This window comes from Muricoccus roseus (genome assembly GCF_900141905.1).
Taxonomy (GTDB): domain Bacteria; phylum Pseudomonadota; class Alphaproteobacteria; order Acetobacterales; family Acetobacteraceae; genus Roseomonas; species Roseomonas rosea.
Genome location: NZ_FQZF01000023.1, coordinates 39,926 through 65,620, shown reverse-complemented (window position 1 = coordinate 65,620; position 25,695 = coordinate 39,926). Strand labels below are relative to the sequence as shown.

The following is a 25,695-nucleotide window of genomic DNA, read 5'->3' as shown; positions in this document are numbered from 1 at the left end:
GGCGCGCTATTGTTCGGGGCGGAGCGGGGGCTTCCCGGCGAGCGGCTGCGGTGCCGTCGCCGGCGCTCGACAGGAGGCACGGGTTGATCACGACGCTGGCCGTGTCGGGCTACCGGTCCCTGCGCGACCTCGTCGTGCCGCTGGGGCGGCTGACGGTCGTCACGGGGCCGAATGGCAGCGGGAAGACGAGCCTCTACCGCGCGCTCCGCCTGCTGGCCGAGGCGGCACAGGGGCGGCTCGTCGCCACCCTCGCGGCCGAGGGTGGCCTGTCCTCCACGCTCTGGGCTGGCCCCGAGGCCATCGGCCGGAGCCTGCGCTCGGGCGCGCATGCCGTTCAGGGGACGGTGCGCAAGGGGCCGGTCAGCCTCCGCCTCGGTTTCTCCGGCGACGAGTACGGCTATGCGATCGACCTGGGCATGCCGGGGCGCGAGCACCCGTTCCCGCTCGACCCGGCGATCAAGCTGGAGGCGATGTGGACCGGCGAGCTGCTCGGCCGCGCCAACCTCTTCGCCCAGCGCCGCGGCCCGCTCGTGCGGCTCCGTCGCGCGCAGGACGGGACATGGCGCGAGGGGCTGACCCATCTTTCGCCCTTCGATTCCATGGTGACGCATTGCGCCGACCCGGTGGACGGCGCGGAGCTCTTCGGCACCCGTGAGCGCATGCGGAACTGGCGCTTCTACGATGCGCTGCGGACCGATCCCGGCGCGCCGGCGCGCCGCGCCGCGGTGAGCACCTTCACGCCCGTGCTCGGCGGCGATGGGGCCGACCTTGCGGCCGCGATCGCCACCATCCAGGCGATCGGCGATGCCGCCGCGCTGGACGAGGCGGTGGAGCACGCCTTCCCCGGGTCACGGCTGGAGACGGGGCCCGGTGGCGGCCTTCTCCTGCATCAGCACGGGCTGCTGCGCCCACTGGGCCTGGCGGAGCTGTCCGACGGCACCTTGCGCTACCTTCTGCTCGTGGCCGCGCTGCTCTCGCCGCGGCCACCGGAACTGATGGTGCTGAACGAGCCCGAGGCGAGCCTGCACCCCTCGCTGATGCCGTCTCTCGCGCGGCTGCTCGCCGACGCCGCGCGCCGCTGCCAGATTGTCGTGGTCAGTCATAACGAGACGCTGATCGGTGCGCTCGGGCGCGAAGCCGAGGTGGCGGCGCTGCGCCTGGACAAGGACTTCGGCGAGACGGTCGCCGCGGAGATCGACGCGCCACGCTGGGTCTGGCCGAAGCGGTAGGCCGGGCCGGCAACCGCTTCGCCGTGAGGTCACAGTGCGAGCGCCTGGAGCCGGGCCACCCAGAGGGACTGGCGGCTCTTGAGCTCGCTGGAGCGGGTCAGGGCGGGGAAGTCGTCGCGGAGGCGTTCGAGCTCCTCGAACCGGAACCCGGCTTCCCCGTGCCGGTTCCAGGCGGCCTGGAGTACCGCATGGGGGCTGCTTCCGTGCTTCAGCGTGAACCACAGGCTGTTCCGCTGGGTGTCGAGATGGCGGCTTTGCCCGACCCATGCCTGCCCCGTGGCGGTGCAGATGACGGCGAACACGCCGTGGGCGGGCTTGCGTTCCTTGTAGGCGGCGATGGCGGCTTTGCGGGCGCTTCGGTCCATGACCTGTCTCCATTTTCACCCGGGTCTTATTGACTTGGAATTGTACCCGGGTAAATAGGCTCATGGTCGATATGGCGGATGAGATGGAACAGATCGGGGCGGGCCCCTTCGTGGCCTTCGATGGGCTGGCGCGCCTCGCGGCCGGGTCCCTGGCGGAGGCTGCGGTCGCGGCGAAGCGCGCGCTGGAGCGCGGCGGGCAGGGGGCGGTGCTGGTGTTCGACCAGGCGACCGGCGCGGTCAGGGATCTCGATCTTCGCGGGAGTGAAGCGGAGATCGCTGCCCGGTACGCGCCCGCGGAGGCGCCCGCATCGAGGAGGGGGCGCCCCAGGCTGGGGGTGGTCGCCCGCGAGGTCACGCTGCTGCCACGCCATTGGGAATGGCTGGCCAGCCAGCCCGGCGGTGCCTCGGTGGCCCTGCGGAAGCTGGTGGAGGCCGCGCGCAAGCGCGACGACGAGGTGGGGGGTGCCAGGAGGCGTGTCGAGGCTGCCTACCGCTTCATCTCGGCCATCGCGGGCGACCTGCCCGGCTTTGAGGACGCCGCGCGGGCTCTGTTCGCGCGGGACAAGGACCGGCTGAGGGACTGCGTTCGGGCATGGCCGCCGGATGTCCGGGACGAGCTGTTCCGCTTTCTGCGCGCGGGCGAGGAGGCGGTGCCGGGCTGAACGGAAGGCGGCCGTCAGCGCAGCAGCGCGTCGACGACCCAGATGGCGAGAAGGCCGGTGGCGAGGCCGGGGAGGAGGCGGCGCCCGGTGGCCATGAAGGTGGCGAGGGCGATGGCGGCGCCGGCGAGGCGGGCGGCGAGGGGCCAGGGGCCGGGGGAGAGGAGGGCGAGGACGACCCAGGCGGAGAGGGCGGCCTCGCTGACGGCGGCGGCCCAGGCGATGGCGGGGTGGCCTGGCGGCAGGCGCCAGGCGAGGGCCATGCCGAGGCCGCGCAGCAGGGTCATGGCCGCGATGGCGGCCAGCAGGGGGAACCAGCCCTCGCTCATCTGTGGCGCAGCAGGAAGGCGGCGGTGCCGCCGATGAGGGCGGCACCGAGGATGCCCCAGGCCGGCGGGACCCCCGCGGGGAGGAGGAAGGCGAGGGGGGCGGCCAGCGCTCCGCCGAGGGAAGCCCGCCAGGGGCCGCCGCGGGACATGCCGGCCGCGATCATCAGGCCGAAGTAGAGCACGTTCACCATCAGCAGCAGGCGGAGCACGGCGGGGGAGAGGTGGCCTGCGAGCGCGTAGCCGAGGGCGGTGGTGAGGAGGCCGGTGGTCCAGGCGGAGAGGGCGAAGCCGAGGAACCAGGGCGCGCGGTCCGGCGCGGGGGTGGCGGGGAGGCGGCGCATGGCGGCGGCCCAGGGGGTGATGGCGACGAAGGGGACGCAGAGGGGGGCGAGGGGGCCGCGCACCAGGGGGGCGAGGGCCGCCGCCATGGGGAGGAAGCGGGCATTGGCCATGACGGCGCCCGCGACCGCCGCCGTGGCGGCGCCGGGCTGGGCTCCCGACGTGCCGAGCAGGACCATCTGGCCCGCCATGCCATAGACCCCGGCCGAGGAGGCGAGGCCCCAGCCGAGGCCGAAGCCCGCCGCGTGCACGGCGGCGCCGAAGGCGATGAAGGTGGCGGCCATGGCGAGGGTGTGGGCGCCGAGGGACTCGCGCGCCCCCTGGCGGAAGGCGGGGTGCATGGGGCGAGCCTGCCATGGCGCGGCGGCGGGGGCGACCCAGGGGGCGACCCAGGGGGCGGCACGAGGGGCGGGCCTGGCGCGCGGCGCTTGACCCGGCGGGGCGGGGCGCGGAAATCTTCGGCCCATGGAACAGAGCGCGACACCCGATGTCCTCGTCGTCGGCGGCGGGCCGGCGGGATCGACCGCGGCGGCCCTGCTGGCCAAGGCCGGGCGGGACGTGGTGCTGGTGGAGAAGGAGGCGCATCCGCGCTTCCATATCGGCGAGAGCCTGTTGCCCCGGAACCTCGATATCCTGGAGCGGCTCGGCATGCTCGAGGCCGTGCGGGAGATGGGGGTGCACAAGCCGGGGGCCGAGTTCGTCTCGGACCGGACGGGGCGTTCCTGCCCCTTTCCCTTCGCCCATGCGCTGAACAAGGCGCGGACCTTTTCCTGGCAGGTGCGGCGTTCGGATTTCGATGCGGCGCTCTTCGCCAACGCGGCCCGGCTCGGCGCCACGGCGCTGGAGGAGACGCGGGTGACCGACATCGCCTTCGGCGCGCGGGGGGAGAGGGCGATGGTGACGGCACGGACGAAGGAGGGGGTGGACCTGACCTTCCGGCCGCGCTTCGTGCTCGATGCCTCGGGCCGGGACACCTTCCTGGCCGGGAAGCTGCGGCTGAAGGAGAGCAACAAGTACAACAACACCGCGGCGATGTACGCGCATTTCACGGGCGTGGAGCGGCGCGAGGGGGAGCTGGACGGCTACATCTCCATCCATCTGGCCGAGGATGGCTGGTTCTGGCTGATCCCCCTGCCGGGCGACGTGATGAGCGTGGGCTTCGTGGGGAACCAGTCTGCCTGGAAGGGGCGGAAGGGGAGCGCGAAGGAGCTGTTCCTGGCGCGGATCGCGAGCAGCCCGACGGTTTCGGCGCGGACGCGGAATGCCGAGATCGTCTCCGACATCTATTCCACGGCTAACTACTCCTACCGCGCGACCTCGGGTTCCGGGGAGGGCTACCTGATGATCGGGGATGCCTTCGGCTTCGTGGACCCGATGTTCTCGACCGGCGTGCTGATGGCGATGACGGCGGGGGAGCTGGGGGCGGAGGCCGCGGACCGGTGGCTGCGGGACCCCCTGCGGGGGGCGGCGGCCTGCCGGGCGGTGAACAAGGAGCTGGCGCGGGCGATGGACCGCATCGGCTGGCTGATCTACCGGATCAACGACCCGGTGATGCGCAGCCTGTTCATGTCCCCCAAGAACACGCTGTGGATGCGGGACGGCATCATCAACATGCTGGCGGGGAACCTGGCGGGCGGGCGCTTCGGGGACCCGCGGGCGATCGTTCCGATCCTGTCCTTCAAGGCGGTGTACCACGTCATGTCCTGGCTGCACCGGCACGGGATGGGGCCGGAGATGCCGGAGGCGCGGCCGGAGATGGTGGCGGCGGAGTAGCCCAGGCCGGCCGGCTCCTTCCGGAGGAAGGGAGGGGGCTCCTCCTCTCTCCGTGGAAGGCCGTGTTTTCGGCCCAACGTCTTTTTCGATCGCCCGGGCGGGAGGGGCGCCTCGGGTGCCGGGCGCGGGCCGGCGGCGACGAATGGCCGTGCCCCATTAAGCGCCGTGAAATGCAAATCGGCGACGCTGCGGCGCATTCAAAATGACTCCGCTTCAGCGCGGTGACCGAGGTTCCAATGAAGATTCGCTCGATGCAGACGCGCATCGCCCTGTTCGCGGGCGCGTGCCTGCTGGCCGGTGGAACAGTGCTGACAAGCTTCAATCTCGTCTCGGCTTCCAGGACGAGCGACTATGTTGCCGAGAATGTCAGCAGCGTCCTCGACAGGCGGACCCGGGAGGCCTTGGCCTCCGCCGCGGCGGACCGGGCGAGCACGATCCGGCTGGAGTTCAGGACCGCGATGAACGCGGCGCGGAACATGGCCCGGATCTTCTCCGTGATCGCGGACGACACCACCGGTGCCGCGACCCCGGTGGCTGCCAGGCGCCAGCAGATCAACGAGATCCTGAAGCGGGTGCTGGAGAGCGAGCCGCGCTTCAACGGCACCTACACGGCCTGGGAGCCGAACGCGCTCGACGGGCTCGATGCGGAGTATCGCAACCGGCGGGAGACCGGCACCGACGGCACGGGCCGGTTCATTCCCTACTGGAACCGCGGACAGGGCGGCCGGATCGCGATGCAGCCGCTGGTCGAGTATGACAGCCGCGAGCTGCATCCGAACGGCGTGATGAAGGGCGGGTGGTATATCGGCCCGCAGGAAACCGGTGCGGAAAGCGTGCTGGACCCGCTGCCCTATGTGGTGCAGGGCCGGAATGTGAACCTGGCGACGCTGTCGGTGCCGATCGTGAACGGGGGGCGCTTCCTCGGCGTTGCCGGCGCGGATTTCGACCTGGAATTCGTGCAGGGTTTGGCGACCCAGGCCGCGCGCCAGCTTTTCGGCGGGCGTGCGGAGGTGACGATCCTCAGCAATATGGGCCTGGTGGTCGCGGACAGCGCGCGGCCGCAGCTGATCGGGCGTTCCTTCGAGGCAGGCTCCGGGAACTGGCGGAGCGACCTGGACGTGATCCGCCGGGGGGAGCCTCAGGTGAACCTCGACGAGGCCACGGGCCGGTTCCGGGTCTTCTCCCCCATCACCATGGCCGGCACGGGTAAGCCCTGGGCGGTGCTCATCCAGGTGCCGCGCGACGTGGCGCTTTCCGAGGTGACGGCGCTGCAGCAGTCGCTCGCGGGGCGCAACGCCTCGGCGGCGACATGGCAGCTTCTGACGGCCGGCGCGGTGCTTGCCATCGGGATCGCGCTCGCCCTTTTCGTCGCTCGCGGCATGGCGCGGCCGGTGCGGGCCTGCGCGAGCTTCGCGGAGGGCGTGGCGGGCGGCCGGCTGGACCAGCGGCTGGAGGTGACGCAGGAGGACGAGGTCGGGGTGCTGGCGAAAGCGCTGCGCGAGATGCAGGACACGCTGCAGGCCGCCGCGCTCCAGCGGGAGCAGCAGGAGGCCGAGGCCGCCGGGCTGCGGAAGAGCCTCATGCAGAGCCTCGCGGCCGAGCTGGATGCCAGCATGACGGATGTGGTGGCCGGCCTCGACACGGCGGCGAGGACGATGGGCCAGACGGCGCGGGCCATGAACTCCTCGGCCGAGCAGACGGCGGAGCAGGCGGTGAGCGTGTTCCGCTCGGCGGACCGGGCGAGCACGAATGTTCTGGCGGTGGCCAATGCGACCGAGCAGCTCACGGCCTCGGTGCAGGAGATCAGCCTGCAGGTGCAGCGCTCGACCGTCGTGGTTCAGCAGGCGGTGGAATCGGCCGAGCAGGCCAATGGGCAGGTGACCGGCCTGACGGCCACGGCGGAGCAGATCGGCAATATCGTCCGCCTGATCTCGAACATCGCGGCCCAGACGAACCTGCTGGCGCTGAACGCGACGATCGAGGCCGCGCGCGCGGGTGATGCCGGGAAGGGCTTCGCCGTGGTCGCGGGGGAGGTGAAGTCCCTCGCCGCGCAGACCGCGCGGGCGACGGAGGACATCTCCAACCAGGTGTCCGACATGCAGCGCGTGACCGCCGAGACGGTGGGCGTGATCCGCAATGTCTCCGCCGTGGTCGGCCAGATGAACGAGATCGCCACGACCATCGCCTCGGCGATCGAGGAGCAGCACGCGGCCACGAAGGAGATCGCCTCGAACGTGGCCCAGGCCTCGGACGGGACGCGGGCGGTGACGGACACGATCGGAAGTGTCAGCCAGGCGGCGACGGAGACCGGGGCGTCCGCCGGGCAGCTTCTCGGCGCGGCGGAGCACCTGACCAAGCAGGCGGTCGAGCTGCGGGGGACGGTGACGAGCTTCGTCGGCAAGCTCGGCGCCGCCTGAGAGGCGGGGGCGGGCGCTGGCCGGCCCTATCGCCCGGGGCATGGGCGACAGGGTGGCGGCGGCCGAGGGGCGGCCCCGAGGGCCGCGGGGCGGCCCCGGGCGGGTGGCAGGCTGATCTGCCAGCCGCCTGGGCAAGGGCTGAATGGCTGTTCCTCCTGGCGTCCGGGCGGTGGTTCCTCAACGGAGTCAGGGGTTTGCCTTCCCGGCCAGGCTTGGTGGCATGGGCGTTGCCGGTTCGGCGTGCCTGGTTCGGGCTTCTTCATGCATTGACGTTGTGCTGCGGCTTCCACACATCGCCGTGCCATGCGCGCTCTTCTTCTTGCCTCCGCCCTTCTCCTCTCGGCCCCCGCCCTGGGCCCGGCCCCCGCCATGGCCCAGGCGCCGGACACGCCGCCCACGGCCGCGGCGGCCGAGCAGGGCTTCCGGGTGATCAACCGGACGGGGCAGCCCGCGACGGCGCTGCATGCCGTGCGGAGCGGGCGGCCGGACTGGGGCAACAACCTGCTGCCGCGCCCGCTGCCGGATGATGCCGGCTACCGGCTGCGCCCCAATCCGCAGGCCGGGTGCCGCTTCGACCTGCGGCTGGTCTTGCAGGACGGGCGGGAGGCGGTTGCGCGGAACCAGGAGATCTGCGCGCAGCGCGACGTGACGCTGGATGCGGGGATGGTGGCCGCCGCCGGGAGCATCGTGCGCCCTTCGCCCGAGCAGCCCACGGCGCCGCAGGCCTTGCCGCGGCCGGGGGTGCGGGCGGCGACCGGGACGGGCTTCCTGGTGGCCGGCGAGCGGGTGATGACCAACCGGCATGTGGTGGATGGCTGCGACCGGGTGCTGGTGCGGGGGCCTGATGGCCGCAACCACGCCGCCGTGCCGCCGGCGCGGACCGATGCGCGGCTGGACCTGGCGCTGCTGACGGTGCCCGGGCTGAGCGGGCCGGTGCTGGCCTTCCGGCAGGACCCGCCGGTGCGGCGCGGGGAGGGGGTGGTGGCCTATGGCTTCCCGCTGACGGGGCTGCTCTCCTCGGATGCGAAGCTGACGCGGGGCGAGGTGAACGGGCTGGCCGGGCTGCGGGACAATCCGGACCAGATTCAGATCAGCGCCCCGGTGCAGCCGGGCAATTCCGGCGGGCCGCTGCTGGACATGCAGGGGAATGTGGTGGGGGTGGTGGTGTCCAAGTTGAATGCCCAGGCGGTGGCCGGGCGGACGGGGGACATCGCCCAGAACATCAACTTCGCGGTGAAGGGGGAGCGCGCGGCGGCCTTCCTGCGCGCGGCGGGGGTTTCCCCGGCGGCGGCGCGGAGCAACGGGACGGACCGCAGCGCGGCGGATGTGGGGGAGATCGCGGAGCGGGCCACCGTCTTCATCCGCTGCGAGAAGTAGCGGCAGCGGGGGTCCGGGGGCGGGGGAGGCGGGCGGGTGCTTGACCGGGGCGGATGCGCTGGGGTCCAACCTCGTTCCATGCGGATTTCATCATCGATCCTGACGCTGCTGGCGCTGCTGTTCGGCGCGCCGGCCCTGGCCCAGGCGCCGGCGCGGGGCGCGCCCGCCGCCCCGGCGGCGGCGGCCCCGGCCCCGGCGGGGTCGGAGGCGGAGCGGCTGCTGGGCGTGCTGCGGGACGATGCTCGGCGGGCGGAGCTGATCCGGAACCTGGAGGCGCTTTCGGCGGCTTCCCGGGCGGGGACGGCTCCCTCGTCGGCGCCGGCTGCCGGCCAGGCGCCCGTGCCGGCCCCGGCGGGAGGGGCGGCTCCGGCCACGCCGCCCGCAGCCGCCCCTCCCGCCGCAGCGCCGGCCGAGGCGCCGGCGGAGGCGGGGATCCTGGCGCCGAACACGCTGGGGGCGCAGCTGCTGATGGGGGCTTCCCAGCGGCTGGCGGCGCTTTCGGACCAGATCGTGGCCGGCGCCAATGCGCTGACGGACCTGCCGAACATCGTCTCCTGGGCCTCGGGCGTGGCGCGGGACCCGGTGACGCAGGCGCGGGTGCTCGATGCCTCCTGGAAGCTGGCGCTGCTCTTCGGGATGGGGCTGCTGGCCGAATGGATGGTCTGGCGCCTGCTGGCGCGGTGGCGGGACCGGCTGGATACGCTGGCGCCCGAGCGGGCGAATCTGTGGACCTGGCTGCGGCGCATTCCCTATGTGCTGGCGCGGCTGGTGCTGGACCTGCTGCCGGTGGGCGCCTTCGCCATCATCTCCTATGGCCTGATCCGGGCCGTGCAGCCGCTGCCGACGACGGAGCTGGTGCTGCTGCTGGCGAACAACGCCTACATCGCCATCCGCGCGGTGATGCTGGCCAGCCGGATGCTGTTCTCGCCCAATTCCGCGCATCTGCGGCTCGTGCCGATGCAGGACGAGACGGCGGCCTACATTACCATCTGGCTGCGGCGGATCGTGGCGGTGCTGGTGGTGGGCTGGGCGGTGGCGGAGGCGGGGCTGCTCTTCGGCGTGCCCTGGGCGGTGTATGACGCCATCTCGCGCTTCTGCCTGCTGGTCGTCTCGCTCTTCCTCATCATCGTAGTGATGCAGAACCGGCACCTGGTGGCGGAACGGCTGCGGGCGCCGGAGCTGAAGCCGGGCGACCATCCGGACCGTTCGCGCCGGATGTTCCGCGCGCTGCGGGACCGGCTGGCGGAGGTGTGGCATGTGCTGGCCATCCTCTACCTGCTGGCGCTGTGGGGCGTTTGGGCGCTGGAGGTGCGCGACGGCTTCGAGCGGCTGCTGCGGGCGAGCGCGCTGACGCTGGCGGTGCTGGGCGTGGCCAAGCTGGTGGATTACGGGCTGCGGCGCCTGCTGGAGCGGGGCTTCCGCATCACGCCCGATCTGGCGAAGCGCTATCCCGGGCTGGAGCTGCGGGCGAACCGCTACCTGCCGGTGCTGAAGGGCATCGTCTCGGCCATCGTCACCATCATCGCGCTGCTGTTCCTGCTGGAGACCTGGGGGATCGAGGCCTTCGGCTGGTTCGGACGCGGGCAGCTCGGCGCGCGGGTGGTGGGCAGCATCGTCTCGATCGGGCTGACGGCGCTGGCGGCGGTGACGGTGTGGGAGGTTTCGAACGCCGCCATCCAGCGGCGGCTGGCCAAGCTTTCGCGGGATACGCAGGCCGCGCGCTCGGCGCGGATCCGTACGCTGCTGCCGATGCTGCGGACGGCGCTGCTGATCGTCATCCTCATCTTCGTCGGGCTGAACGTGCTGAGTGAGATCGGGGTGAACGTGGCACCGCTGATCGCCGGTGCCGGTGTGGTCGGCGTGGCCATCGGCTTCGGTTCGCAGACGCTGGTCAAGGACGTGATCACCGGCATGTTCCTGCTGCTGGAGGATGCGGTGGCGGTGGGCGACACGGTGACGCTGGGCATGCCGCAGATGACGGGGGTGGTGGAGCAGCTCTCCATCCGGTCCATCCGGCTGCGGGCGCTGGATGGGGCGGTGCATATCGTGCCCTTCAGCGCCGTGACCTCGGTGACGAACATGACGCGGGACTTCGCCTTCGCGGTGGTCGACATCGCCCTGCCCTATGGCGAGGACACGGACCAGGTGGGCAAGGTGCTGAAGGAGATCTCGGCCGAGATGCGGCAGGAGCCGCGCTGGGCCTCCGCCACGCGTGACGAGATCGACGTGATGGGCGTGGACAAGCTGCTGGAGACGGGCGTGGTGGTGCGGGCGCGGATGAAGACCGACCCGTCCCAGCGCTGGCCGGTGACGCGGGAGCTGAACCGCCGGATCCAGGCGCGCTTCGAGGCCGAGGGGATCAAGATCAACTCGCCCTGGCGGAAGACGGCGGAGGAGGAGGCCGCGGAGGCGGAGGCCAAGGCGGCCGCGGCGTAGCACCGCCCCGGCCTCTGACGCCTGCGGGGAGGTCGGCCAAGCGCGGGGCGCATGGCTGCCCCTCGTCTGGGGGCTTGCGTTGCGGTTTCCGGCCCCTACTGTGCTGGGCATGTCGTTCTTCCGAACCTCATGCGGGCGCCGAATGCGCCGAATTACCCGCCCGGTCGTCTGACCGGCGCGCGGGCTTTGGGCCTGCGCCGCGCGGGCGGGCGGCCGGGCACGCTGCCCCGCCCACCCTTCGGAAGAAAAGAGTTCCCCGATGTTCGATGCTGTTCCCGGTGCCGTTCTGGCGCCTGTCTCCGCTGCCCTTTGCCCCGCCGCCGAGGAGGAGGGGGAGCGTGTTCTCTGCGTGCGCTACTTGCTGAAGGCGGAGCCCTCGCCGGGCCTGTTGCCGCGGCTGCTCCAGCCCCTCGCCAAGCGGGACTTGGTGCCGGACCGGCTGCGGGCCGGGCGCGAGGGGGCGGCGATGCGGGTGGAGATCGCGGTGACGCTGCCGGAGGGCATGGTGCATCTGGTGGCGGGCAATCTCCGCTCGGTCGTCGGCGTGGTGCGGCTGGAGGTGGAGCATGGGCGGGTGACCGGCTGAGCCGGGCCTTTTCCATGCAATCCCGCGGCATTGTCCGCGGGCAATCTGGTTGAGGGCTCCGGTGACGGGCCGCCATATCCGGGCAGGGGCGCGATGGCCCCGCGGATGGGATGGCGGTGATGGACCAGGACATGTCGCGGCTCGCCGAAGGGCGTTCCCCCTTCGCGCTCGGGGTGCGCGGGCTCTGCCCGTATTGCGGCGAGGGGCATCTTTTCTCCGGCTCCTGTGGCTGCGCCCGGCCTTCTTCGTGATGTCCACCGTGGCGGTGCCGGTGACGGTCTTCGCGGGCTGGCTGGTCTGCTCGCAGTTCATCCACAACGCGGAGGAGCGCCGGCCCGTGATGCGGGCCGGTTCCTGAGCCGGACGATCCGCCGGTATTGTCTGGCGATGGCCGGATGGCTGGCGCTTGGGGCCGACGGACCGGGCCGGGCTGCGGCATTCGCTGGAGATGGTGGCGGCCGTGCTGCGCGAGGATTCGCGCACCTATGCGGGCGTGGTGTGACATGCGTTCCGGCATGCGGGATCTCATGAACCTCGTTCCGGTCAACAGCGCGTGCGAAGCCCGTGCCGGCATTGGCGAATGGATGCTTGCGCCACAAGGTGAGCATCGGGAATGCCTGGGGGTCCCCTGACCGATGATCGACGCCCTTTTGCCGAGCGCGCTGGATCTCGCGCGCTTCCAGTTCGCCTTCGTGGTGGTCTGGCATTTCCTGTTTCCCGCCTTCACCATCGGGCTTGCCAGCTACCTCGCGGTGCTGGAGGGGCTTTGGCTCTGGACGGGGAAGGCGGTCTATCTCGACACCTTCCGCTACTGGCTGAAGATCTTCGCGGTGGCTTTCGCGATGGGCGTCGTGTCGGGGATCGTGATGTCGTACCAGTTCGGCACGAACTGGTCGGTCCTGTCGGACAAGGCGGGGCCGGTGATCGGGCCGCTGATGGGATACGAGGTGCTGACGGCCTTCTTCCTGGAGGCAGGATTCCTCGGCGTGATGCTGTTCGGGCTGAACCGGGTGGGGAAGGGGCTGCACATGCTCGCCACTTCGCTCGTGGCGATCGGCACCTTCTTCTCCGCTTTCTGGATCCTCTCGGCGAATTCCTGGATGCACACGCCGGCCGGCTTCTCGGTGACGCCGGATGGGCGCTTCATACCGGAGGACTGGTGGGCAATCATCTTCAACCCGTCCTTTCCCTTCCGCCTCGCGCATACGGTGACGGGCGCGTATCTGACGACAGCGCTGATCGTCGGCGCGGTGGGCGCGTGGCACCTGCTGCGGGAGCGGCGCGGCGAGGAGCCGGTGCGCGACGCGGGGATGGATTCGGGCACGGCGGCGCGCTTCCATGATCCGGGCCAGGCGCTGGTGGAGGGTGCCGAGGCGCCGAACCGGCCCAGCCCCGGCAGCGCGGGCGAGGAGCGCGGCACGGAGGAGAGCGAGCGCGGGCTGAACCCGCGCGCGAAGCTCATGTTCTCCATGGCGATGTGGATGCTGCTGGTCGTCGCGCCCATCCAGGCGGTGCTGGGGGACCTGCACGGCACCAACACCTATGAGCACCAGCCCGCCAAGGTGGCGGCGATGGAAGGGCATTTCGAGACGGAGCGCGGCGCGCCCTCCATCCTCTTCGGCATTCCGGACGCGGAGCAGGAGCGGACGCGGATGGCGATCGGGATTCCGAATTTCGCCAGCCTCTATCTCACCCATTCCTGGGATGGCGAGGTGCGCGGGCTGAAGGACATTCCGCGCGAGTTCTGGCCCACCAACATCCCGCTGGTCTTCTTCGCCTTCCGCGTGATGGTGGGGCTGGGGCTGCTGATGATCGGGCTGGGGCTGGCCAGCGGCTTCATGCGGTTGCGCGGGCGGCTGTACGACACGCCCTGGCTGCTGCGCGCGGCGGTGGCGATGGGGCCGGCGGGGCTGGTGGCGGTGACGGCGGGGTGGATCGTGACGGAGGCGGGGCGGCAGCCCTTCACCGTCTATGGGCATCTGCGCACGGCGGACAGCGTCTCGCCCATCGGGTTGCCGGCGGTGGCGACCTCGCTTGCGGCCTTTGTGGTGGTGTATTTCGTCGTCTTCGGGGCAGGGATCTGGTTCCTGTTCAAGCTCTTCTCGCAGACGCCGCGGCACCATGAGGGCGAGCCGCCCCAAGGACAGCCGATCCGCACGGCCGGCGTGACGCCGGCGCCTTCGGTCGCGGCCGGTGCCGCGCCCGGCCCGCAGCCGGCGGAGTAGGGACCATGGAGCAGGCGATGGAGCTGACGGGCTGGGCCTTCTGGCTGCCGCTGATCTGGGCGGTGCTGATCGCGCTCGCGGTGTTCTTCTACGTGTGCATGGACGGGTTCGACCTGGGGATCGGGATCCTGTTTCCCTTCATGCGGGAGAAGGCGGAGCGGGACGTGGCGGTGAATTCCGTCGCGCCCGTCTGGGACGGGAACGAGACCTGGCTGGTGCTGGGGGGCGGCGGGCTGCTGGCGGTGTTTCCGCTGGCCTATGCGGTGGTGCTGCCCGCGCTCTACATGCCGCTGATCCTGATGCTGCTCGCGCTCATCTTCCGGGGCGTCGCCTTCGAGATGCGCTTCCGGGCGGAGAACGACACGCAGCAGATGTGGTGGGACCGCTCCTTCTCCTGGGGCTCCACCGTCGCGGCCTTCATGCAGGGCATCGCGCTCGGGGCCTTCGTGCAGGGGATCGAGGTGCAGGGGCGCGCCTATGCCGGCGGGTGGTGGGACTGGCTTTCGCCCTTCTCGCTGCTGACCGGGGTGGCGCTGGTCATCGGCTACGGGCTGCTGGGGGCCTGCTGGCTGCTGTGGAAGACGGAAGGGGCGCTGCATCGCCGCGCGGTGGACCTGGCCTGGCCCTTCGCGGTGGGAACCGTGGCGGCGATCGGGCTGGTCTCGGCGGTGATGCCCTTCCTGCAGCCGGCCTTCGCCGCGCGCTGGCTGACCTTTCCGCACCTGATCTACGCGCTGCCCGTGCCGATCCTCGTCGCGGTGTTCGTGTGGCGCTTCTTCCACGCGCTCTCGCAGGATACGGGGCGCGGGGGGATGGCGGATGTGCGGCCCTTCCTGCTGGCGCTCGGGCTGTTCGCGCTGGCCTATATCGGGCTGGGCGTTTCCATGTGGCCGATGATCGTGCCGCCGGCTTTCGATATCTGGCAGGCCGCGGCGCCGCCGGCCTCGCAGGGCTTTCTGCTGGTGGGGGCGGCGGTGCTGATCCCGATCATCCTGGCCTATACGGGCTATGTGTACTGGCTGTTCCGCGGGAAGGTGACGGGCGAGACCGGATACCACTGAGATGTGGGGACGGCGGATGCTCTGGTTCGTGGGGCTCTGGGGCGCCAGCATCCTGGTGCTGGGGGCGATCGCGATGGTGCTGCGATATGTGCTGAAGGCGGTGTGAGGGGGGGGACCGCTTCGAGGCTCTGCCCTCGACCCGCCAAGGGCCTGAGGCCCTTGGAACCCCGTCTGACTGCCGTGGATGCCCCGGATGGGTGGGTCTCTGGTTCCGCGTGCTTTTCCTGCGTCTGCAGTCGCCTCGGGTCGATGACCCGAGGCGCATCGTCAGCCCGGTGATTCTAAACGGATAGAAAAAGAAGAAGGTGAGGGGTCCGGGGAGAGGAAGAATTCTTTCTTCCTCTCCCCGGGACAGAGCGTCCGATCAGGCGAAGAGGATCCCGTAGTGTTCCGGGTTCTCGCTGCGGATGGTTTCGGTGGTGACCATGCGCAGTTCCTCGGCTTCGGTGAAGCCGAGCACGACGCCGGCGCGGGTGCCGCCGGTTTCGAGGTAGTTCACCCAGCCGGTGAGGCCTTCCGCCTCGGCCTCGCGGCCCAGGGCGTTGCGGTAGAGGCTTTGGATGAAGGTCTGGTTGTCCGTCCCGCCGTAGAGGGCGTTGTATTCGGCGGAATCGATGAAGCGGGAGACGAGGTCGAGCTCCGCGGCGCCGCTTTCGGCGTAGCTGCGCCAGCCGGTGAGGCCGGTGACCTCGGGGGCGCGGTCCAGGGCGACGGTGTAGAGGCGGGCGACGAAATCCGCCGTCTCGTCCAGGTCCCAAAGGCCGGCGGTGAGGATGCTGGCGGTGGCGTTGCGTGCGTCCGTGTCCTCGGCGAGGGAGGAGACGAACTGGGCGCGGCTGATGCCGGCGTCGAGATTGCCGATCCAGAAGGCGCGGTTCGTGGCATCGGCCGTGTAGCCGAAGAGGTTGGTGTAGATCAGATCCACGAAGGCGTCGTTCGCCAGGTTCGCGCCGAAGCGGCTGGCGAATTCCGTGCTGGAGAGGATGGTGTTGGCGACGTCCATCAGCGTGGTGCCATGGGCCATGGCGTTCACATGGCCGTTCAGCCCTTCCTGGTCCAGGTTGCGGTCCAGCGTGGCGGCGTAGAGGCGCATGATCTGGGCGGCGGCGTCGTTCGCGTCGAAGACCATGCGGCCGTCGGCGTAGAGGGCGACTTCGAGGGTCTGCCACTCGTCCGTGCCGGTGGCGTGTTCGCGCTCGGTGGTGGTGCCCGCGGCGGAGAAGGATTCGCCACGCCGGCCCTGGTCGCGCAGGTCCACCGTGTCGTAGCCGTCGCCGCCGTTCAGCCGGTTGTCGCCCGCGCCGCCGTTCATCGTGTCGTTGCCGGCTTCGCCATACAGGGCGTCATCCCCGTCCAGCCCGATGAGGATGTCGTCGCCCGCCCCGCCGGAGAGGAAGTTGTCGACCGCGTTGCCGGTCATGTGGTCCTGGCCGGAGCCGCCGATCGCGTCCTCGATCTCCGCGCCGAAGGCGATGGCGAGGTTGCCGGCGAGGCCGCCGACATCGCTGTAGGCGCCCTCCCGCAGGTCGATCCGCTGGTTCGCGGAGAAGCCGGAGAGGTCGATCGTGTCGCGGCCGTCGGCGTCCCAGATTGCGATGATCGGCGTGGTGTTGACGGAGAAGTCATAGACGCTGCGGCCGGCGGTGCTGTTGAAGCCGTAGACCGTGTCGTCCACGCGGGTGGTCATGTCCGCGCCGTAGATCGACTGGATGGTGGCGATGTCATAGAGCATCGGCGTGGATGGGTAGCGCGGCACGCCATCCGGCCCGATATGGCGGGCGCCGGAGCCGTCCAGCCCTGCGTTGAAGTAGGACATCAGCGTGTACTGGCGCGTGTCCTGCGCGAAGACGGCGTCATGCTCGTAGGTGATGCTGCGGCCGGGCGTCGCGTTGTACAGGCCGGGATGGGAGAGGCCGAGGGAATGGCCGAGCTCGTGGATGAGCGTGGTCAGGCCGTAGCGCGAGTCCTGGAAGCCGGGATCGGAATTGGTGGCCCAGTTGGCCGAGAGCCAGACCTGTGAGGGCTTCATGGCGTAGGAGCCGGGCCCGGCCGGCAAGGTGGCCACCTCGACGGTCGCGTAGGTGCCGTCGTTCTGGGTCAGGCGGGAGCGGCCGATGACGATCTGGGCGGATTCGTCGGCGATTTCCGTGAGGGAGGGGGCGATCAGGTCGTCCCAGAGCTCGGCGGCGAGGCGTGCCTGGCGGAGCATGACGGCGCTGGGCGGCAGCCAGCCCACATCCTCCTCTCCCGCGGATTCGTAGCGGAAGGTGGGGATGGAATAGGTGATCTCGCCGCCGGTGGCGGGCTGGAAGAGGTGGACCCCCGTCCATTGTGGGCCGCTGCCGAAGATCTGCAGCTGCTCGATGACCTGTTCCGTGGTGAAGACTGGCTTGCCCGAGGAAGCCGAGGCGAGGCTCGCCAGGATGAAGGCGGCGCTGCTTTCCTCAACCGAACTCACGTCTGATGACCTCCCTGTCGTTTCGCACTGGGAGGATCATTCAGGGCAGCCCCGGGCACAACCGGGGCGTGCGGGATTCCGGGCGCCGTGGCGCCTTTGCCTCAGCCGGCCTTGGCGCCGCCGGGGCGGGGGACGGAGATGACGAAGAGGCGGTGGTTCGCGATGTCGATGTTGCGGCGGGCCTTCTCGTTCCAGACGCGGTCGGCGGTTTTCGCGTCGTGGTAGGGGCCGTAGCTTTCCTCGGTGCCGGGCTCGAGGGTGGAGAAGGACGCGTCGGTGAAGACGCCGCCCCAGATGAAGTGGAGCTGGGGGTAGGAGTTGTCGGGCATTCGACTCGGCTCGGCTGCTGGTGCGACGCAGCACATAATCCTGCGCTGTTGATTTCCCAAGGGTAAGCGGGGCTGGGGCGGAGCATTCCCCTGCGGCGTTCATTTTCTGTTCTTGCGGTATCCGATTCCCGGGCCATATCGGCGGGCCAGCGGAAGAGGTGGCCATGGAGCTGCGGGAGAAGCTCGAGATCCTGGCGGATGCGGCGAAGTACGATGCCTCCTGCGCCTCATCGGGCACGGAGAAGCGGGACAGCCGGGATGGGGGTCTGGGCAGCACGGAGGGCATGGGGATCTGCCATGCCTATGCGCCGGATGGGCGCTGCATCTCGCTGCTGAAGGTGCTGCTGACGAACGCCTGCGTGTTCGACTGCGCCTATTGCATCAACCGGGCGAGCTCGAACGTGCGGCGGGCGCGGTTCTCCGTGCGGGAGATCGTGGAGCTGACGCTCGATTTCTACCGGCGGAACTACATCGAGGGGCTGTTCCTCTCCTCCGGCATCATCCGTTCGCCGGACTACACGATGGAGCAGATCGTGCGGGTGGCGCGGGAGCTGCGGGAGACGCATGGCTTCAAGGGCTACATCCACCTCAAGACCATTCCCGATGCCGACCCGGCGCTGCTGGCGGAGGCGGGGCGGCATGCGGACCGGCTTTCGATCAATGTGGAGCTGCCGGATGCGGGCAGCCTGAAGACCTTGGCGCCGGAGAAGGATGGCGGGCAGATCCGGGTGGCGATGGCGGGGCTGCGCGCGCGGATCGACGAGGCGAAGGAGGCGCGGGACGAGGCCGCGCGGGTGCGGGTGGCGATGGCGGGGGGCCGCCGGGCCGCGGCGCCGCGCTTCGCGCCCGCCGGGCAGTCCACGCAGATGATCGTCGGCGCGGATTCCTCCACCGACGAGACGGTGCTGAACACCAGCGCGGCGCTCTACGGGTCCTACCGGCTGAGGCGCGTGTATTTCTCGGCCTATTCGCCCATTCCGGATGCGGCGGCGATCCTGCCGCCGGTGGCGCCGCCGCTGGTGCGGGAGCACCGGCTGTACCAGGCGGACTGGCTGCTGCGCTTCTACGGCTTCACGGCGCCGGAGGTGATGGCGGGCGGCGAGGGCGGGATGCTGGACCTGGAGCTGGACCCGAAGCTGGCCTGGGCGCTGAAGCACCGGGCCGCCTTTCCCGTGGATGTGAACCGGGCGGAGCGGGAGATGCTGCTGCGCGTGCCGGGGCTGGGCGCGAAGACGGTGGAGAAGATCGTGGCCGCGCGGCGCGTGCGGTCTTTCCGCATGGCGGATCTGGCGCGGCTGCGGGTGAACCTGCGGAAGGTGGGGCCCTTCATCACGGCGGTGGACCATCATCCGCGCGGCGGGCTGCTGGACCGGGCGGATTTGCGGGCGATGCTGGTGCCGCGCGACGGGCTGGCGGAGCGGGCGGGGGTTCTGCCCGCGGGGATGGCGGCGGGGATGCGGGCTGGGCGGGCGGTGCAGCTGCCGCTGTTCGGGGCGGCGTGATGCGGCGGGGTGGCGGGGGCGGGCGCGGGCCTCTCCGGCCACGCCGCGCCCCGGCCGGTTCAGCGGCGATAGCGCCGGCTGTCCTGCCGGCCCTGCCAGTAGGCGCGGTCCTGCGCGCGCTGGGACTGTTCGTAGAGGTAGCCGGCGCCCGCGCCGCCCGCGCCGCCGATCAGCGCGCCCCAACCGGCATTGCCGGAGAAGGAGCCGATGATGCCGCCGAGCGCCGCGCCGCCGAGCGCGCCGGTGCCGACATTGCGCTCGGTGCGCGTGGCATCGGCGCAGGCGCCGAGGGAGAGGGTGGCGAGGAGGGGGAGGGCCAGGCGGGCGGCACGGAGGGTCATGGTCGTCCTCATCTCAGCGGGCCGTGCGGGCGCCGCGCGCGGGTGCGGCGGGCTGGTCGGGGCAGGGATAGGTGGCCTGGGCCCAGCGGAGCAGGCCGTCGGCCGCGGGTTCGTTGGCGTGTTGCGGGTTCCCCTTCGCCCAGTTGGCGAAGGCGATGGCGGATTGGGCGACGCTGGGCGCCGGGCTGGGCGGGCAGAAGAGCGGCGGGACGCGGCCGCCGGCCGGGTGCAGCATGGCGTGGTACTGGCCGATGGCCGTCACGTAGCCCTGGCAATAGGCGATGGCTTCCAGCCGCTGCACGCCCGTGGTGGCGGGCAGGCAGATGGCCGCGAGATCGGCGGTGGTGGACACCGCGGTGGGAGTTCCGGCGGCCGGGGCCGGGGTTTGGGCTTCGGCGCCGGGCGCGGCGAGCAGCGCGGCGATGGGCAGGGCCGCCAGGGCGGCGTTCCGGAGGATGCTCTGCATGGGCGTGATGTCTCTCCTCACCGGTCCCGGCCGGGGGCGGCTTGGGGCCGCCATCCCGGCCTGGCGGGACCATGGTGCGCCCGGTTGGGCGCCCCGCCCTTTTCGGCCCGGGGGCGGGGGGGCCGCAACCGGCGGGGCGGGCCGGGGCGATCAAGAATGGGGGCGCGGGGCGGGCCGCATTCCGGTGGGGGGCATGGGATGAGCGGTTTCTGCGTGACCCTGGCGGAGGCGGATGATTTCGAGGGCTGGCGGGCGGCCGCGCGGGCGCTGGTGATGGCCGGGGTGGCACCCGCCGAGGTGGCCTGGCGGGTCGAGGGCGACCCGGTGCCGCTCTTCGGGGGCGGGCCGCCGCCCGTGCCGCCGCCGGATGCGCCCCCGCCGCGCGTGCCGCGCGACTTCCCGGAACTGGCGCGGCTGGTGTGCCGCCACCGCGATGCGGAGCGCTTCGCGCTGCTGCACGGGCTGCTGCACCGGCTGCAGGCCGAGCGGGGGCTGCTGGAGGATGCGGTGGACGCCGCCGTGGCGCGGGCGCAGGCCATGGCGCGGGCGGTGCGGCGGGACGCGCACAAGATGCATGCCTTCCTGAGGTTCCGCGAGGTGCGGGTGGAGGATGGGGTGCCAGCCGCGCCGCTGCCGCCCCCGCCCGCCCTGCCCACCGCCTCCGGCGCCCCCGGCGCGGCCGGCGACCCGGCGCTGCCGCGCGAGGCGCGGAGCGTGGCGCTGGCGCTGCGGGACATGGGGGTGCTGGAGGAGGCGGAGGACGCCCTGCCGGAGGAGGCGGTGGCGGCTGTGCCTTCCGCCGTGCCGGAGTCGCGCTTCGTCGCCTGGTTCGAGCCGGAGCATCACATCCTGCGCGCGGAGGCGGGGTTCTTCGTGCGGCGCTTCGCCAGCCTGCGCTGGTCCATCCTGACGCCCGGGCTTTCGGCGCATTGGGATGGGGATGCGGTGCGCTTCGGGCCGGGGGCGCGGCGGGCGGATGCGCCGGCGGAGGATGCGGCGGAGGGGCTGTGGCGGGCCTATTTCGCCGCCGTGTTCAACCCCGCGCGGCTGAAGCCGGATGCGATGCGCGCGGAGATGCCGAAGAAGTACTGGCGCAACCTGCCGGAGGCGCGGGAGATTCCGCGGCTGATGGCCGAGGCGCCGAAGCGGGTGGCGGAGATGGTGGCGCGGGGCGCGACCGCGCCGGCCGGGCGCCGGCAGCGGCCGGTGCACCTGCCCGCGCATCTGCGCCCGCCGCCGGACGTTCACCCGGACATGGCTGCCGACCTGCTGCACGACACTGCCGACTTCGCCGAGGCCCAGGCCGCGCTGCGGCGGGACCTGCTGGCGCGCAACGACCTGCCGCCCTGGGTGGCGAACGCGACCCAGCCCGTGATGGGGGAGGGGCCGCGGAACCCGCTGCTGATGTTCATCGGCGAGCAGCCGGGGGATGAGGAGGACATCGCGGGGCGGCCCTTCGTGGGCCCCGCCGGGCGGCTCTGGAACAAGGCTCTGGAGGAGGCGGGGGTTCCGCGCGACGAGGCTTATGTCACCAATGCGGTGAAGCACTTCAAGTTCACGCCCCGGGGCAAGCGGCGGCTGCACCAGTCGCCGGATGCGGGGGATATCGCATTCTACCGGCCCTTCCTGCTGCGCGAGATCGGGCTGGTGCAGCCGCGGCTGGTGGTGACGCTGGGGGCGACGGCGCTGCGGGCGGTTTCGGGGCGGGTGATGCCGGTGACGAAGGCGCGGGGCTCGCTGCTGCGGGATGCGGAGGGGCGGCCCTTCCTCCCGACCGTGCACCCCTCCTACCTCCTGCGGATTCCCGACCCGGCGGGGAAGGCGCGGGAGTATGACCGCTTCGTCGAGGATCTGGGGCAGGCGGCGGCGACGGCGCGGGGGCTGGCGGGGTGAGGCCTGGCCTCCCCGCCACGCGCCGGGAAGGCCCCCGCTAAACCTGGCCGAGGTGAAGGCCGCGCAGGCCTTCCAGCGCCGCGTTGAAGGCGTCGGGCGTCTCGATGCAGGGCAGGTGGCCGGCATCGGGGATTTCGACGAAGCGGGCGTTCGGGATCACCTCCGCCATGCCGCGCATCGTCTGCGGCATGGCGCCGTCCGCGGCGCCGGCGACCAGGAGCACGGGCTGCCGCAGGTGGGGAAGCTCCGCGCGGATGTCATAGGCCTGGAGCGCGCGGGCGCAGGCCACGAAGCCGGCTTCCGGGGTGGCCTGGATCATCTCCCGCACGCGGGCGATGGCCGGGTTGCCGCTGGCCGTGGAGGCGGGGGAGAACCAGCGCCTGAGCGTGGCCTCGGCAAAGGCGGGCATGCCGTTCTCGCGGGCGAGGTCGATCCGTTCCTGCCAGGCCTGGGCGCCGCCGGGTGCCGTCGCGGCCTGGCCGTCCGAGGCGAGGACGGCGGCGACCAGCTCCGGCGCCCGCGCCGCGAGGCACAGCGCCGTGGCCGCGCCCATGGACACGCCGACGAAGGTGGTGCCGGCGAGGCCGAAATGGCGCAGCAGCGCCGCCGCATCCTCGGTCAGCCGGTCGAGCGTGGCGGGCTCGGGCGGCACCTCGGTTCCGCCATGGCCACGCTGGTCGTAGCGCAGGATGCGGTACCGGCCGGCGAAGGCCGCGACCTGCGCGTCCCACAGCGTCAGGTCCGTGAGGAGCGAGTTGCTGAAGACCAGCGCGGGCGCGCCCTCCGGCCCGTCCAGGCGGCAGCGGAAGGACAGGCCGTTGACCCGGACGAATTGCTCTGACGCCACGTGTTGCTCCTACTCGATGGACAGGCCCGTCTCGCGCACGAAGGTGGCGAAGCGGGTGGTTTCCTCGGCCATGTAGCGGGCGAACTCGTCCGGGCTGGAAGGGGAGGGCTCCAGCCCGTTCTCCTCGCACCAGCGCTTCGTCGAGGCGTCGGCCAGCACGGCGCGCAGGTCGCGGTTGATGCGGTCCCGGATATCCGGCGCGAGGCCGGCCGGGGCGAGGAGGCCCAGCCAGGTGAGGAAGACATATCCGGCCAGCCCGGCTTCGGCCAGGGTGGGCACCTCCGGCAGGAGGGCCGCGCGCTGGCGGCCGGTGACGGCCAGGGCGCGCACGCCGCCGGCGCGGATGTTCGGCACCGCGGTGATCAGCGTGTCGAACATGCCCTGGATCTTGCCGCCGAGCAGGTCGGTGTTGGATTGCGCCGCGCCGCGATAGGGGACGTGCAGGATGTCCACCCCCGCCATGGCCTTGTACATCTCGAGCGCGCGATGGGATGCGCCGCCATTGCCGGAGGAGCCGAAGGCGAGCTGGCCCGGATGCGACTTCGCATGGGCGGTCAGCTCCGCGAGGCTGCACACCGGCAGGGAGGGATGGACCGTGAGCGCGAGCGGCGATTCGATGATCAGCGAGATCGGCGTGAAGTCCGCCACCGGGTCGTAGCCGAGGTTGCGGTACAGGCTGACATTCATCGCGTGGGTGCCGGCGAAGCCCACATAGAGCGTGTTGCCATCCGGCGCCGCGCGGGCGGCCATGGTGGCGGCGATGTTGCCGCCGGCGCCGGGGCGGTTGTCCACCACGACGGGCCTTCCCCAGAGGGTGCCCAGCCCTTCGGCCACCTTGCGCGCGACCAGGTCCGTGATGCCGCCGGGCGGGTAGGGCACGATGAGGCGCATGTTGCGGCCGGGGAACTCGGCACGGGCCGGGCGCGCCAGGAGCGCGGCGGCGGCGGCGCCGAGGAGGGGGCGGCGGAGCATCAGGGCAGCCCCCGCGCGAAGGCGATCAGCGCCGCGGCCACCGCCTCCGGCTGTTCCGGCACCAGGGCGTGGCCCGCCCGTTCCACCACCACCCGAGTCACCTGCGGGCCGAGGGATGCGCGCAGCTCCTCCAGCGAGGGCGGGGCGGCGATCGCGTCCTCTGCCGCGGCGACATAGAGGAGCGGGTGGCGATCCGCCGCGCGCAGCCAGGCCTTGTCCGTGGTGGCGGCCGCGGCGGCGCGCTGGGCCATGGAGACCTGGGGGTGCCAGCCCGGGAGCCAGACCCGCGCGTCGTTGCCCGGCGCGAAATAGGCGCGGCGCAGGTGGCTCAGCCGTTCCTCCTCGGGGAGGGAGAGGGTGAAGCTCGCCGTGATGGAGCGGCGGATCTCGGGGTCTATCTCGGTGCCGGTCACCGCTGCCAGCAGGGCCACGCCGCGCACGAGTTCCGGCCGGTCATGCGCGAGGACGCGGGCGACCCAGTTGCCGGCCGCGTGGCCGGCCACGAGCGCCGGTGCCGCCTTCTCCGCCTCGATCGCGGCGGCGACGTCGGCGGCCATGTCGTGCAGGGTGGCGCCGGATGCGAGCGGGCTGGCCCCGCCGATGCCGCGCGGTTCCGGCCGCAGCACGCGGAAGCCGGCCGTGGCGAGGCGGGGGGCGATGTCGTCGAAATCCTCCTGGCCGCGGCCGAGGGAGGGAAGCAGGACGATGCAGGGGCCCTGGCCCTCCGCCAGCAGCTCGATCGTCACCGGGCCCCGTTCAAGACGCTTGCGCTCCACGGTCGTCGCTCCTGCCATCCAGGGCGAAAGGACCATCGGCATCAGTGCCATCGCCGTCCGGCGTCGCATGGGCTTCCTCCGCTGTGCTTGCTTGCGGCGACGATGCCAGCCGGGCCGCCCGATGTCAAAAGGTCAGCCTATTGACTTATTGAGGAGCGGCCCGGCAGAGTGGATGCAGAAGCGGCCGCGGCCCGTTGCCGTCAGGCCGTCACCAGGGAACGTTCAGAGGAGGTCAGCCTGATGGCCACTCGCATCGCGCGGCGCATGGCGCTGTCCCTGCTCGGCGGGGGTGGCCATGGCGGCGCGACCGCGCTTCCTTGCGGTGCCGGCGGGCGAGGCGGAGGGGTTGTGCGTCTTCCACCGCGACGTCCACCTGCGTGGCGGCGCGGAGGAGGGGACGCCGTTCCTCGAGGATTGACCTCGCGCCGGAAGGGATCGCGGTGCCCATCACCTATGACATGATGAAGCGCGCCACGGCGCAGCTCTACGAGTGGTCGCTCCGCAAGGTGCCGGACGATACGCTGGAGGCGCTGCGCCGCGCGCGGGAGACGGAGACGAACGAGGTGGCCCGCAGGACGCTGGGCATCCTGCTCCGCAGCGCGGAGATGGCCGAGACGCAGGACCGGCTCGTCTGCTCCGATTCCGGGGTGCCGAACTTCGTCATCGGCATCGGCACGGGCGTGCGGCTGGAGGGGGATATCAAGCGCGCCGTCTCGGACGGTTTCGACGAGCTGGTGGCCACGACCAACCCGCCGCTGCTGAAGCATGTCACCAATCCGCTGACGAACGAGCGCAGCTACCGCGGCAAGGAGATGCCGCTCGTCACCTGGGACCTGATCGACGGCGCGGAGCATGTGGACATCACCTGCCAGCCCAAGGCGCTCGGCTCCGGCCGCTGGGCGGCGATGGAGATCTTCACCTTTCCGACGCTGGAGCAGATCGAGCGCTATGTCATGGATTGCGTGCTGAAGGCCGGTTCCCAGCACTGCCCGCCGGTGAATATCGGCGTCGGCATCGGCGGCACCTTCGACTACTGCGCGAAGCTCGCGGCGCGCGCGACGCTGCGGCCCTATGGCACGACGAACCCGGAGCCGATCCTGGCGGCGATGGAGGAGCGGCTGCTGAAGGCGGTGAACGCCACCGGCTTCGGCCCCATGGGCACGGGCGGGGATACCACCGCGCTGGGCGTGCATGTGGAATACGCGGCCGGGCATGGGTTCACCCCCGTGGCGGTTGCGTTCAACTGCTGGATCAACCGCCGCACCCGCGCCCGCCTCTATGGCGACGGCCGGCTGGAGCGGGTGGAGTAGGGGCG

The 25,695-nt window shown here is 71.6% G+C and carries 24 protein-coding genes; 14 read left to right on the top strand and 10 right to left on the bottom strand.

The window, feature by feature from the left end; all coding sequences use genetic code 11:
* Positions 1 to 83 precede the first annotated feature (83 nt).
* The gene (locus BUB97_RS17985; protein ID WP_073137268.1) at positions 84 to 1,229 is read left to right on the top strand and encodes an AAA family ATPase; all 1,146 of its coding nucleotides are present in this window, start codon (positions 84 to 86) and stop codon (positions 1,227 to 1,229) included.
* 29 nt (positions 1,230 to 1,258) lie between these two features.
* Here BUB97_RS17985 and BUB97_RS17980 read toward each other — a convergent pair whose 3' ends face one another.
* Complete coding sequence (locus tag BUB97_RS17980; RefSeq protein WP_073137266.1) at positions 1,259 to 1,594, bottom strand: GIY-YIG nuclease family protein; 336 nt, start codon at positions 1,592 to 1,594, stop codon at positions 1,259 to 1,261.
* A gap of 83 nt (positions 1,595 to 1,677) precedes the next feature.
* On the opposite strand from BUB97_RS17980, the gene BUB97_RS17975 reads away from it, so the two are divergent.
* Positions 1,678 to 2,256, top strand: coding sequence for a DUF2239 family protein (locus tag BUB97_RS17975; protein ID WP_086062317.1), 579 nt, complete (start codon positions 1,678 to 1,680; stop codon positions 2,254 to 2,256).
* A gap of 14 nt (positions 2,257 to 2,270) precedes the next feature.
* Here BUB97_RS17975 and BUB97_RS17970 read toward each other — a convergent pair whose 3' ends face one another.
* Both BUB97_RS17970 and BUB97_RS17965 read right to left on the bottom strand, forming a co-directional pair.
* On the bottom strand, positions 2,271 to 2,582 hold the full coding sequence (locus BUB97_RS17970; protein ID WP_073137264.1) for a hypothetical protein: 312 nt from the start codon (positions 2,580 to 2,582) through the stop codon (positions 2,271 to 2,273).
* Positions 2,579 to 3,262, bottom strand: a complete 684-nt coding sequence (locus BUB97_RS17965) for an AzlC family ABC transporter permease (protein ID WP_073137262.1) — start codon at positions 3,260 to 3,262, stop codon at positions 2,579 to 2,581. Before BUB97_RS17965 ends, BUB97_RS17970 begins: the two co-directional genes overlap by 4 nt.
* A 124-nt stretch (positions 3,263 to 3,386) precedes the next feature.
* Between BUB97_RS17965 and BUB97_RS17960 the strand changes: the two genes are divergently transcribed.
* The 8 genes from BUB97_RS17960 (at position 3,387) to BUB97_RS17920 (ending at position 14,902) form a co-directional block, all read left to right on the top strand.
* The gene (locus BUB97_RS17960; protein ID WP_073137261.1) at positions 3,387 to 4,694 is read left to right on the top strand and encodes an NAD(P)/FAD-dependent oxidoreductase; all 1,308 of its coding nucleotides are present in this window, start codon (positions 3,387 to 3,389) and stop codon (positions 4,692 to 4,694) included.
* Positions 4,695 to 4,930: 236 nt separating this feature from the next.
* Positions 4,931 to 7,111, top strand: coding sequence for a methyl-accepting chemotaxis protein (locus BUB97_RS17955; protein WP_073137259.1), 2,181 nt, complete (start codon positions 4,931 to 4,933; stop codon positions 7,109 to 7,111).
* 303 nt (positions 7,112 to 7,414) lie between these two features.
* Complete coding sequence (locus BUB97_RS17950) at positions 7,415 to 8,488, top strand: S1C family serine protease (RefSeq protein WP_073137257.1); 1,074 nt, start codon at positions 7,415 to 7,417, stop codon at positions 8,486 to 8,488.
* A gap of 78 nt (positions 8,489 to 8,566) precedes the next feature.
* Positions 8,567 to 10,924: a mechanosensitive ion channel domain-containing protein gene (locus BUB97_RS17945; protein WP_073137255.1), complete on the top strand. Its 2,358-nt coding sequence runs from the start codon at positions 8,567 to 8,569 to the stop codon at positions 10,922 to 10,924.
* Between the two features lie 259 nt (positions 10,925 to 11,183).
* On the top strand, positions 11,184 to 11,510 hold the full coding sequence (locus tag BUB97_RS17940) for a hypothetical protein (RefSeq protein WP_245818353.1): 327 nt from the start codon (positions 11,184 to 11,186) through the stop codon (positions 11,508 to 11,510).
* 635 nt (positions 11,511 to 12,145) lie between these two features.
* Positions 12,146 to 13,735, top strand: a complete 1,590-nt coding sequence (locus BUB97_RS26935) for a cytochrome ubiquinol oxidase subunit I (protein WP_245818352.1) — start codon at positions 12,146 to 12,148, stop codon at positions 13,733 to 13,735.
* 5 nt (positions 13,736 to 13,740) lie between these two features.
* Complete coding sequence (cydB, locus tag BUB97_RS17925; RefSeq protein WP_245818351.1) at positions 13,741 to 14,796, top strand: cytochrome d ubiquinol oxidase subunit II; 1,056 nt, start codon at positions 13,741 to 13,743, stop codon at positions 14,794 to 14,796.
* Between the two features lies 1 nt (position 14,797).
* Positions 14,798 to 14,902, top strand: a complete 105-nt coding sequence (locus tag BUB97_RS17920) for a DUF2474 family protein (RefSeq protein ID WP_073137253.1) — start codon at positions 14,798 to 14,800, stop codon at positions 14,900 to 14,902.
* A gap of 258 nt (positions 14,903 to 15,160) precedes the next feature.
* On the opposite strand, the gene BUB97_RS17915 is transcribed toward BUB97_RS17920, so the two are convergent.
* Positions 15,161 to 17,254, bottom strand: coding sequence for a DUF4214 domain-containing protein (locus tag BUB97_RS17915; protein WP_073137251.1), 2,094 nt, complete (start codon positions 17,252 to 17,254; stop codon positions 15,161 to 15,163).
* A gap of 101 nt (positions 17,255 to 17,355) precedes the next feature.
* Complete coding sequence (locus BUB97_RS17910) at positions 17,356 to 17,583, bottom strand: DUF4170 domain-containing protein (RefSeq protein WP_073137249.1); 228 nt, start codon at positions 17,581 to 17,583, stop codon at positions 17,356 to 17,358.
* A gap of 158 nt (positions 17,584 to 17,741) precedes the next feature.
* On the opposite strand from BUB97_RS17910, the gene BUB97_RS17905 reads away from it, so the two are divergent.
* Positions 17,742 to 19,085 carry a putative DNA modification/repair radical SAM protein gene (locus tag BUB97_RS17905; RefSeq protein ID WP_217659703.1) on the top strand — a complete coding sequence of 448 codons (1,344 nt, stop codon included), beginning with the start codon at positions 17,742 to 17,744 and terminating at the stop codon, positions 19,083 to 19,085.
* Positions 19,086 to 19,144: 59 nt separating this feature from the next.
* Here the strand turns inward: BUB97_RS17905 and BUB97_RS17900 are convergent, their stop codons facing one another.
* Both BUB97_RS17900 and BUB97_RS17895 read right to left on the bottom strand, forming a co-directional pair.
* Positions 19,145 to 19,426, bottom strand: a complete 282-nt coding sequence (locus tag BUB97_RS17900) for a glycine zipper domain-containing protein (RefSeq protein WP_086062311.1) — start codon at positions 19,424 to 19,426, stop codon at positions 19,145 to 19,147.
* A 13-nt stretch (positions 19,427 to 19,439) separates the two neighbouring features.
* The gene (locus BUB97_RS17895; protein WP_073137243.1) at positions 19,440 to 19,892 is read right to left on the bottom strand and encodes a Rap1a/Tai family immunity protein; all 453 of its coding nucleotides are present in this window, start codon (positions 19,890 to 19,892) and stop codon (positions 19,440 to 19,442) included.
* A 198-nt stretch (positions 19,893 to 20,090) separates the two neighbouring features.
* Between BUB97_RS17895 and BUB97_RS17890 the strand changes: the two genes are divergently transcribed.
* Entirely contained in the window at positions 20,091 to 21,785 is a 1,695-nt protein-coding gene (locus tag BUB97_RS17890; protein WP_245818350.1) for a UdgX family uracil-DNA binding protein, read from the top strand.
* Between the two features lie 37 nt (positions 21,786 to 21,822).
* Here BUB97_RS17890 and BUB97_RS17885 read toward each other — a convergent pair whose 3' ends face one another.
* Genes BUB97_RS17885 through BUB97_RS17875 form a run of 3 tightly spaced genes read right to left on the bottom strand, consistent with a single transcriptional unit; the run spans position 21,823 to position 24,449 of the window.
* A complete protein-coding gene (locus BUB97_RS17885) occupies positions 21,823 to 22,632 on the bottom strand; it encodes an alpha/beta fold hydrolase (protein WP_073137239.1) in 810 nt (269 codons plus the stop codon).
* Between the two features lie 9 nt (positions 22,633 to 22,641).
* The gene (locus BUB97_RS17880) at positions 22,642 to 23,604 is read right to left on the bottom strand and encodes a Bug family tripartite tricarboxylate transporter substrate binding protein (protein ID WP_073137237.1); all 963 of its coding nucleotides are present in this window, start codon (positions 23,602 to 23,604) and stop codon (positions 22,642 to 22,644) included.
* Positions 23,604 to 24,449 carry an alpha/beta fold hydrolase gene (locus tag BUB97_RS17875; RefSeq protein WP_073137235.1) on the bottom strand — a complete coding sequence of 282 codons (846 nt, stop codon included), beginning with the start codon at positions 24,447 to 24,449 and terminating at the stop codon, positions 23,604 to 23,606. The genes BUB97_RS17880 and BUB97_RS17875 overlap by 1 nt, the downstream gene beginning before the upstream one ends.
* 226 nt (positions 24,450 to 24,675) lie before the next feature.
* Between BUB97_RS17875 and BUB97_RS27275 the strand changes: the two genes are divergently transcribed.
* Positions 24,676 to 24,798, top strand: a complete 123-nt coding sequence (locus BUB97_RS27275; RefSeq protein ID WP_277614039.1) for a hypothetical protein — start codon at positions 24,676 to 24,678, stop codon at positions 24,796 to 24,798.
* Between the two features lie 22 nt (positions 24,799 to 24,820).
* Positions 24,821 to 25,690 (top strand): fumarate hydratase, encoded by an 870-nt coding sequence (locus BUB97_RS17870; protein ID WP_175562675.1) that lies wholly within the window; start codon positions 24,821 to 24,823, stop codon positions 25,688 to 25,690.
* Positions 25,691 to 25,695 lie beyond the last annotated feature (5 nt).

Excerpts from the sequence above, each read along its gene's own strand:
- BUB97_RS17980 (WP_073137266.1), bottom strand. The coding sequence starts at position 1,594 with ATGGACCGAAGCGCCCGCAAAGCCGCCATCGCCGCCTACAAGGAACGC.
- BUB97_RS17975 (WP_086062317.1), top strand. The coding sequence starts at position 1,678 with ATGGAACAGATCGGGGCGGGCCCCTTCGTGGCCTTCGATGGGCTGGCG.
- BUB97_RS17970 (WP_073137264.1), bottom strand. The coding sequence starts at position 2,582 with ATGAGCGAGGGCTGGTTCCCCCTGCTGGCCGCCATCGCGGCCATGACC.
- BUB97_RS17965 (WP_073137262.1), bottom strand. The coding sequence starts at position 3,262 with ATGCACCCCGCCTTCCGCCAGGGGGCGCGCGAGTCCCTCGGCGCCCAC.
- BUB97_RS17960 (WP_073137261.1), top strand. The coding sequence starts at position 3,387 with ATGGAACAGAGCGCGACACCCGATGTCCTCGTCGTCGGCGGCGGGCCG.
- BUB97_RS17955 (WP_073137259.1), top strand. The coding sequence starts at position 4,931 with ATGAAGATTCGCTCGATGCAGACGCGCATCGCCCTGTTCGCGGGCGCG.
- BUB97_RS17950 (WP_073137257.1), top strand. The coding sequence starts at position 7,415 with ATGCGCGCTCTTCTTCTTGCCTCCGCCCTTCTCCTCTCGGCCCCCGCC.
- BUB97_RS17945 (WP_073137255.1), top strand. The coding sequence starts at position 8,567 with ATGCGGATTTCATCATCGATCCTGACGCTGCTGGCGCTGCTGTTCGGC.
- BUB97_RS17940 (WP_245818353.1), top strand. The coding sequence starts at position 11,184 with ATGTTCGATGCTGTTCCCGGTGCCGTTCTGGCGCCTGTCTCCGCTGCC.
- BUB97_RS26935 (WP_245818352.1), top strand. The coding sequence starts at position 12,146 with ATGATCGACGCCCTTTTGCCGAGCGCGCTGGATCTCGCGCGCTTCCAG.
- cydB (WP_245818351.1), top strand. The coding sequence starts at position 13,741 with ATGGAGCAGGCGATGGAGCTGACGGGCTGGGCCTTCTGGCTGCCGCTG.
- BUB97_RS17920 (WP_073137253.1), top strand. The coding sequence starts at position 14,798 with ATGTGGGGACGGCGGATGCTCTGGTTCGTGGGGCTCTGGGGCGCCAGC.
- BUB97_RS17910 (WP_073137249.1), bottom strand. The coding sequence starts at position 17,583 with ATGCCCGACAACTCCTACCCCCAGCTCCACTTCATCTGGGGCGGCGTC.
- BUB97_RS17900 (WP_086062311.1), bottom strand. The coding sequence starts at position 19,426 with ATGACCCTCCGTGCCGCCCGCCTGGCCCTCCCCCTCCTCGCCACCCTC.
- BUB97_RS17895 (WP_073137243.1), bottom strand. The coding sequence starts at position 19,892 with ATGCAGAGCATCCTCCGGAACGCCGCCCTGGCGGCCCTGCCCATCGCC.
- BUB97_RS17890 (WP_245818350.1), top strand. The coding sequence starts at position 20,091 with ATGAGCGGTTTCTGCGTGACCCTGGCGGAGGCGGATGATTTCGAGGGC.
- BUB97_RS17880 (WP_073137237.1), bottom strand. The coding sequence starts at position 23,604 with ATGCTCCGCCGCCCCCTCCTCGGCGCCGCCGCCGCCGCGCTCCTGGCG.
- BUB97_RS17875 (WP_073137235.1), bottom strand. The coding sequence starts at position 24,449 with ATGCGACGCCGGACGGCGATGGCACTGATGCCGATGGTCCTTTCGCCC.
- BUB97_RS27275 (WP_277614039.1), top strand. The coding sequence starts at position 24,676 with ATGGCGGCGCGACCGCGCTTCCTTGCGGTGCCGGCGGGCGAGGCGGAG.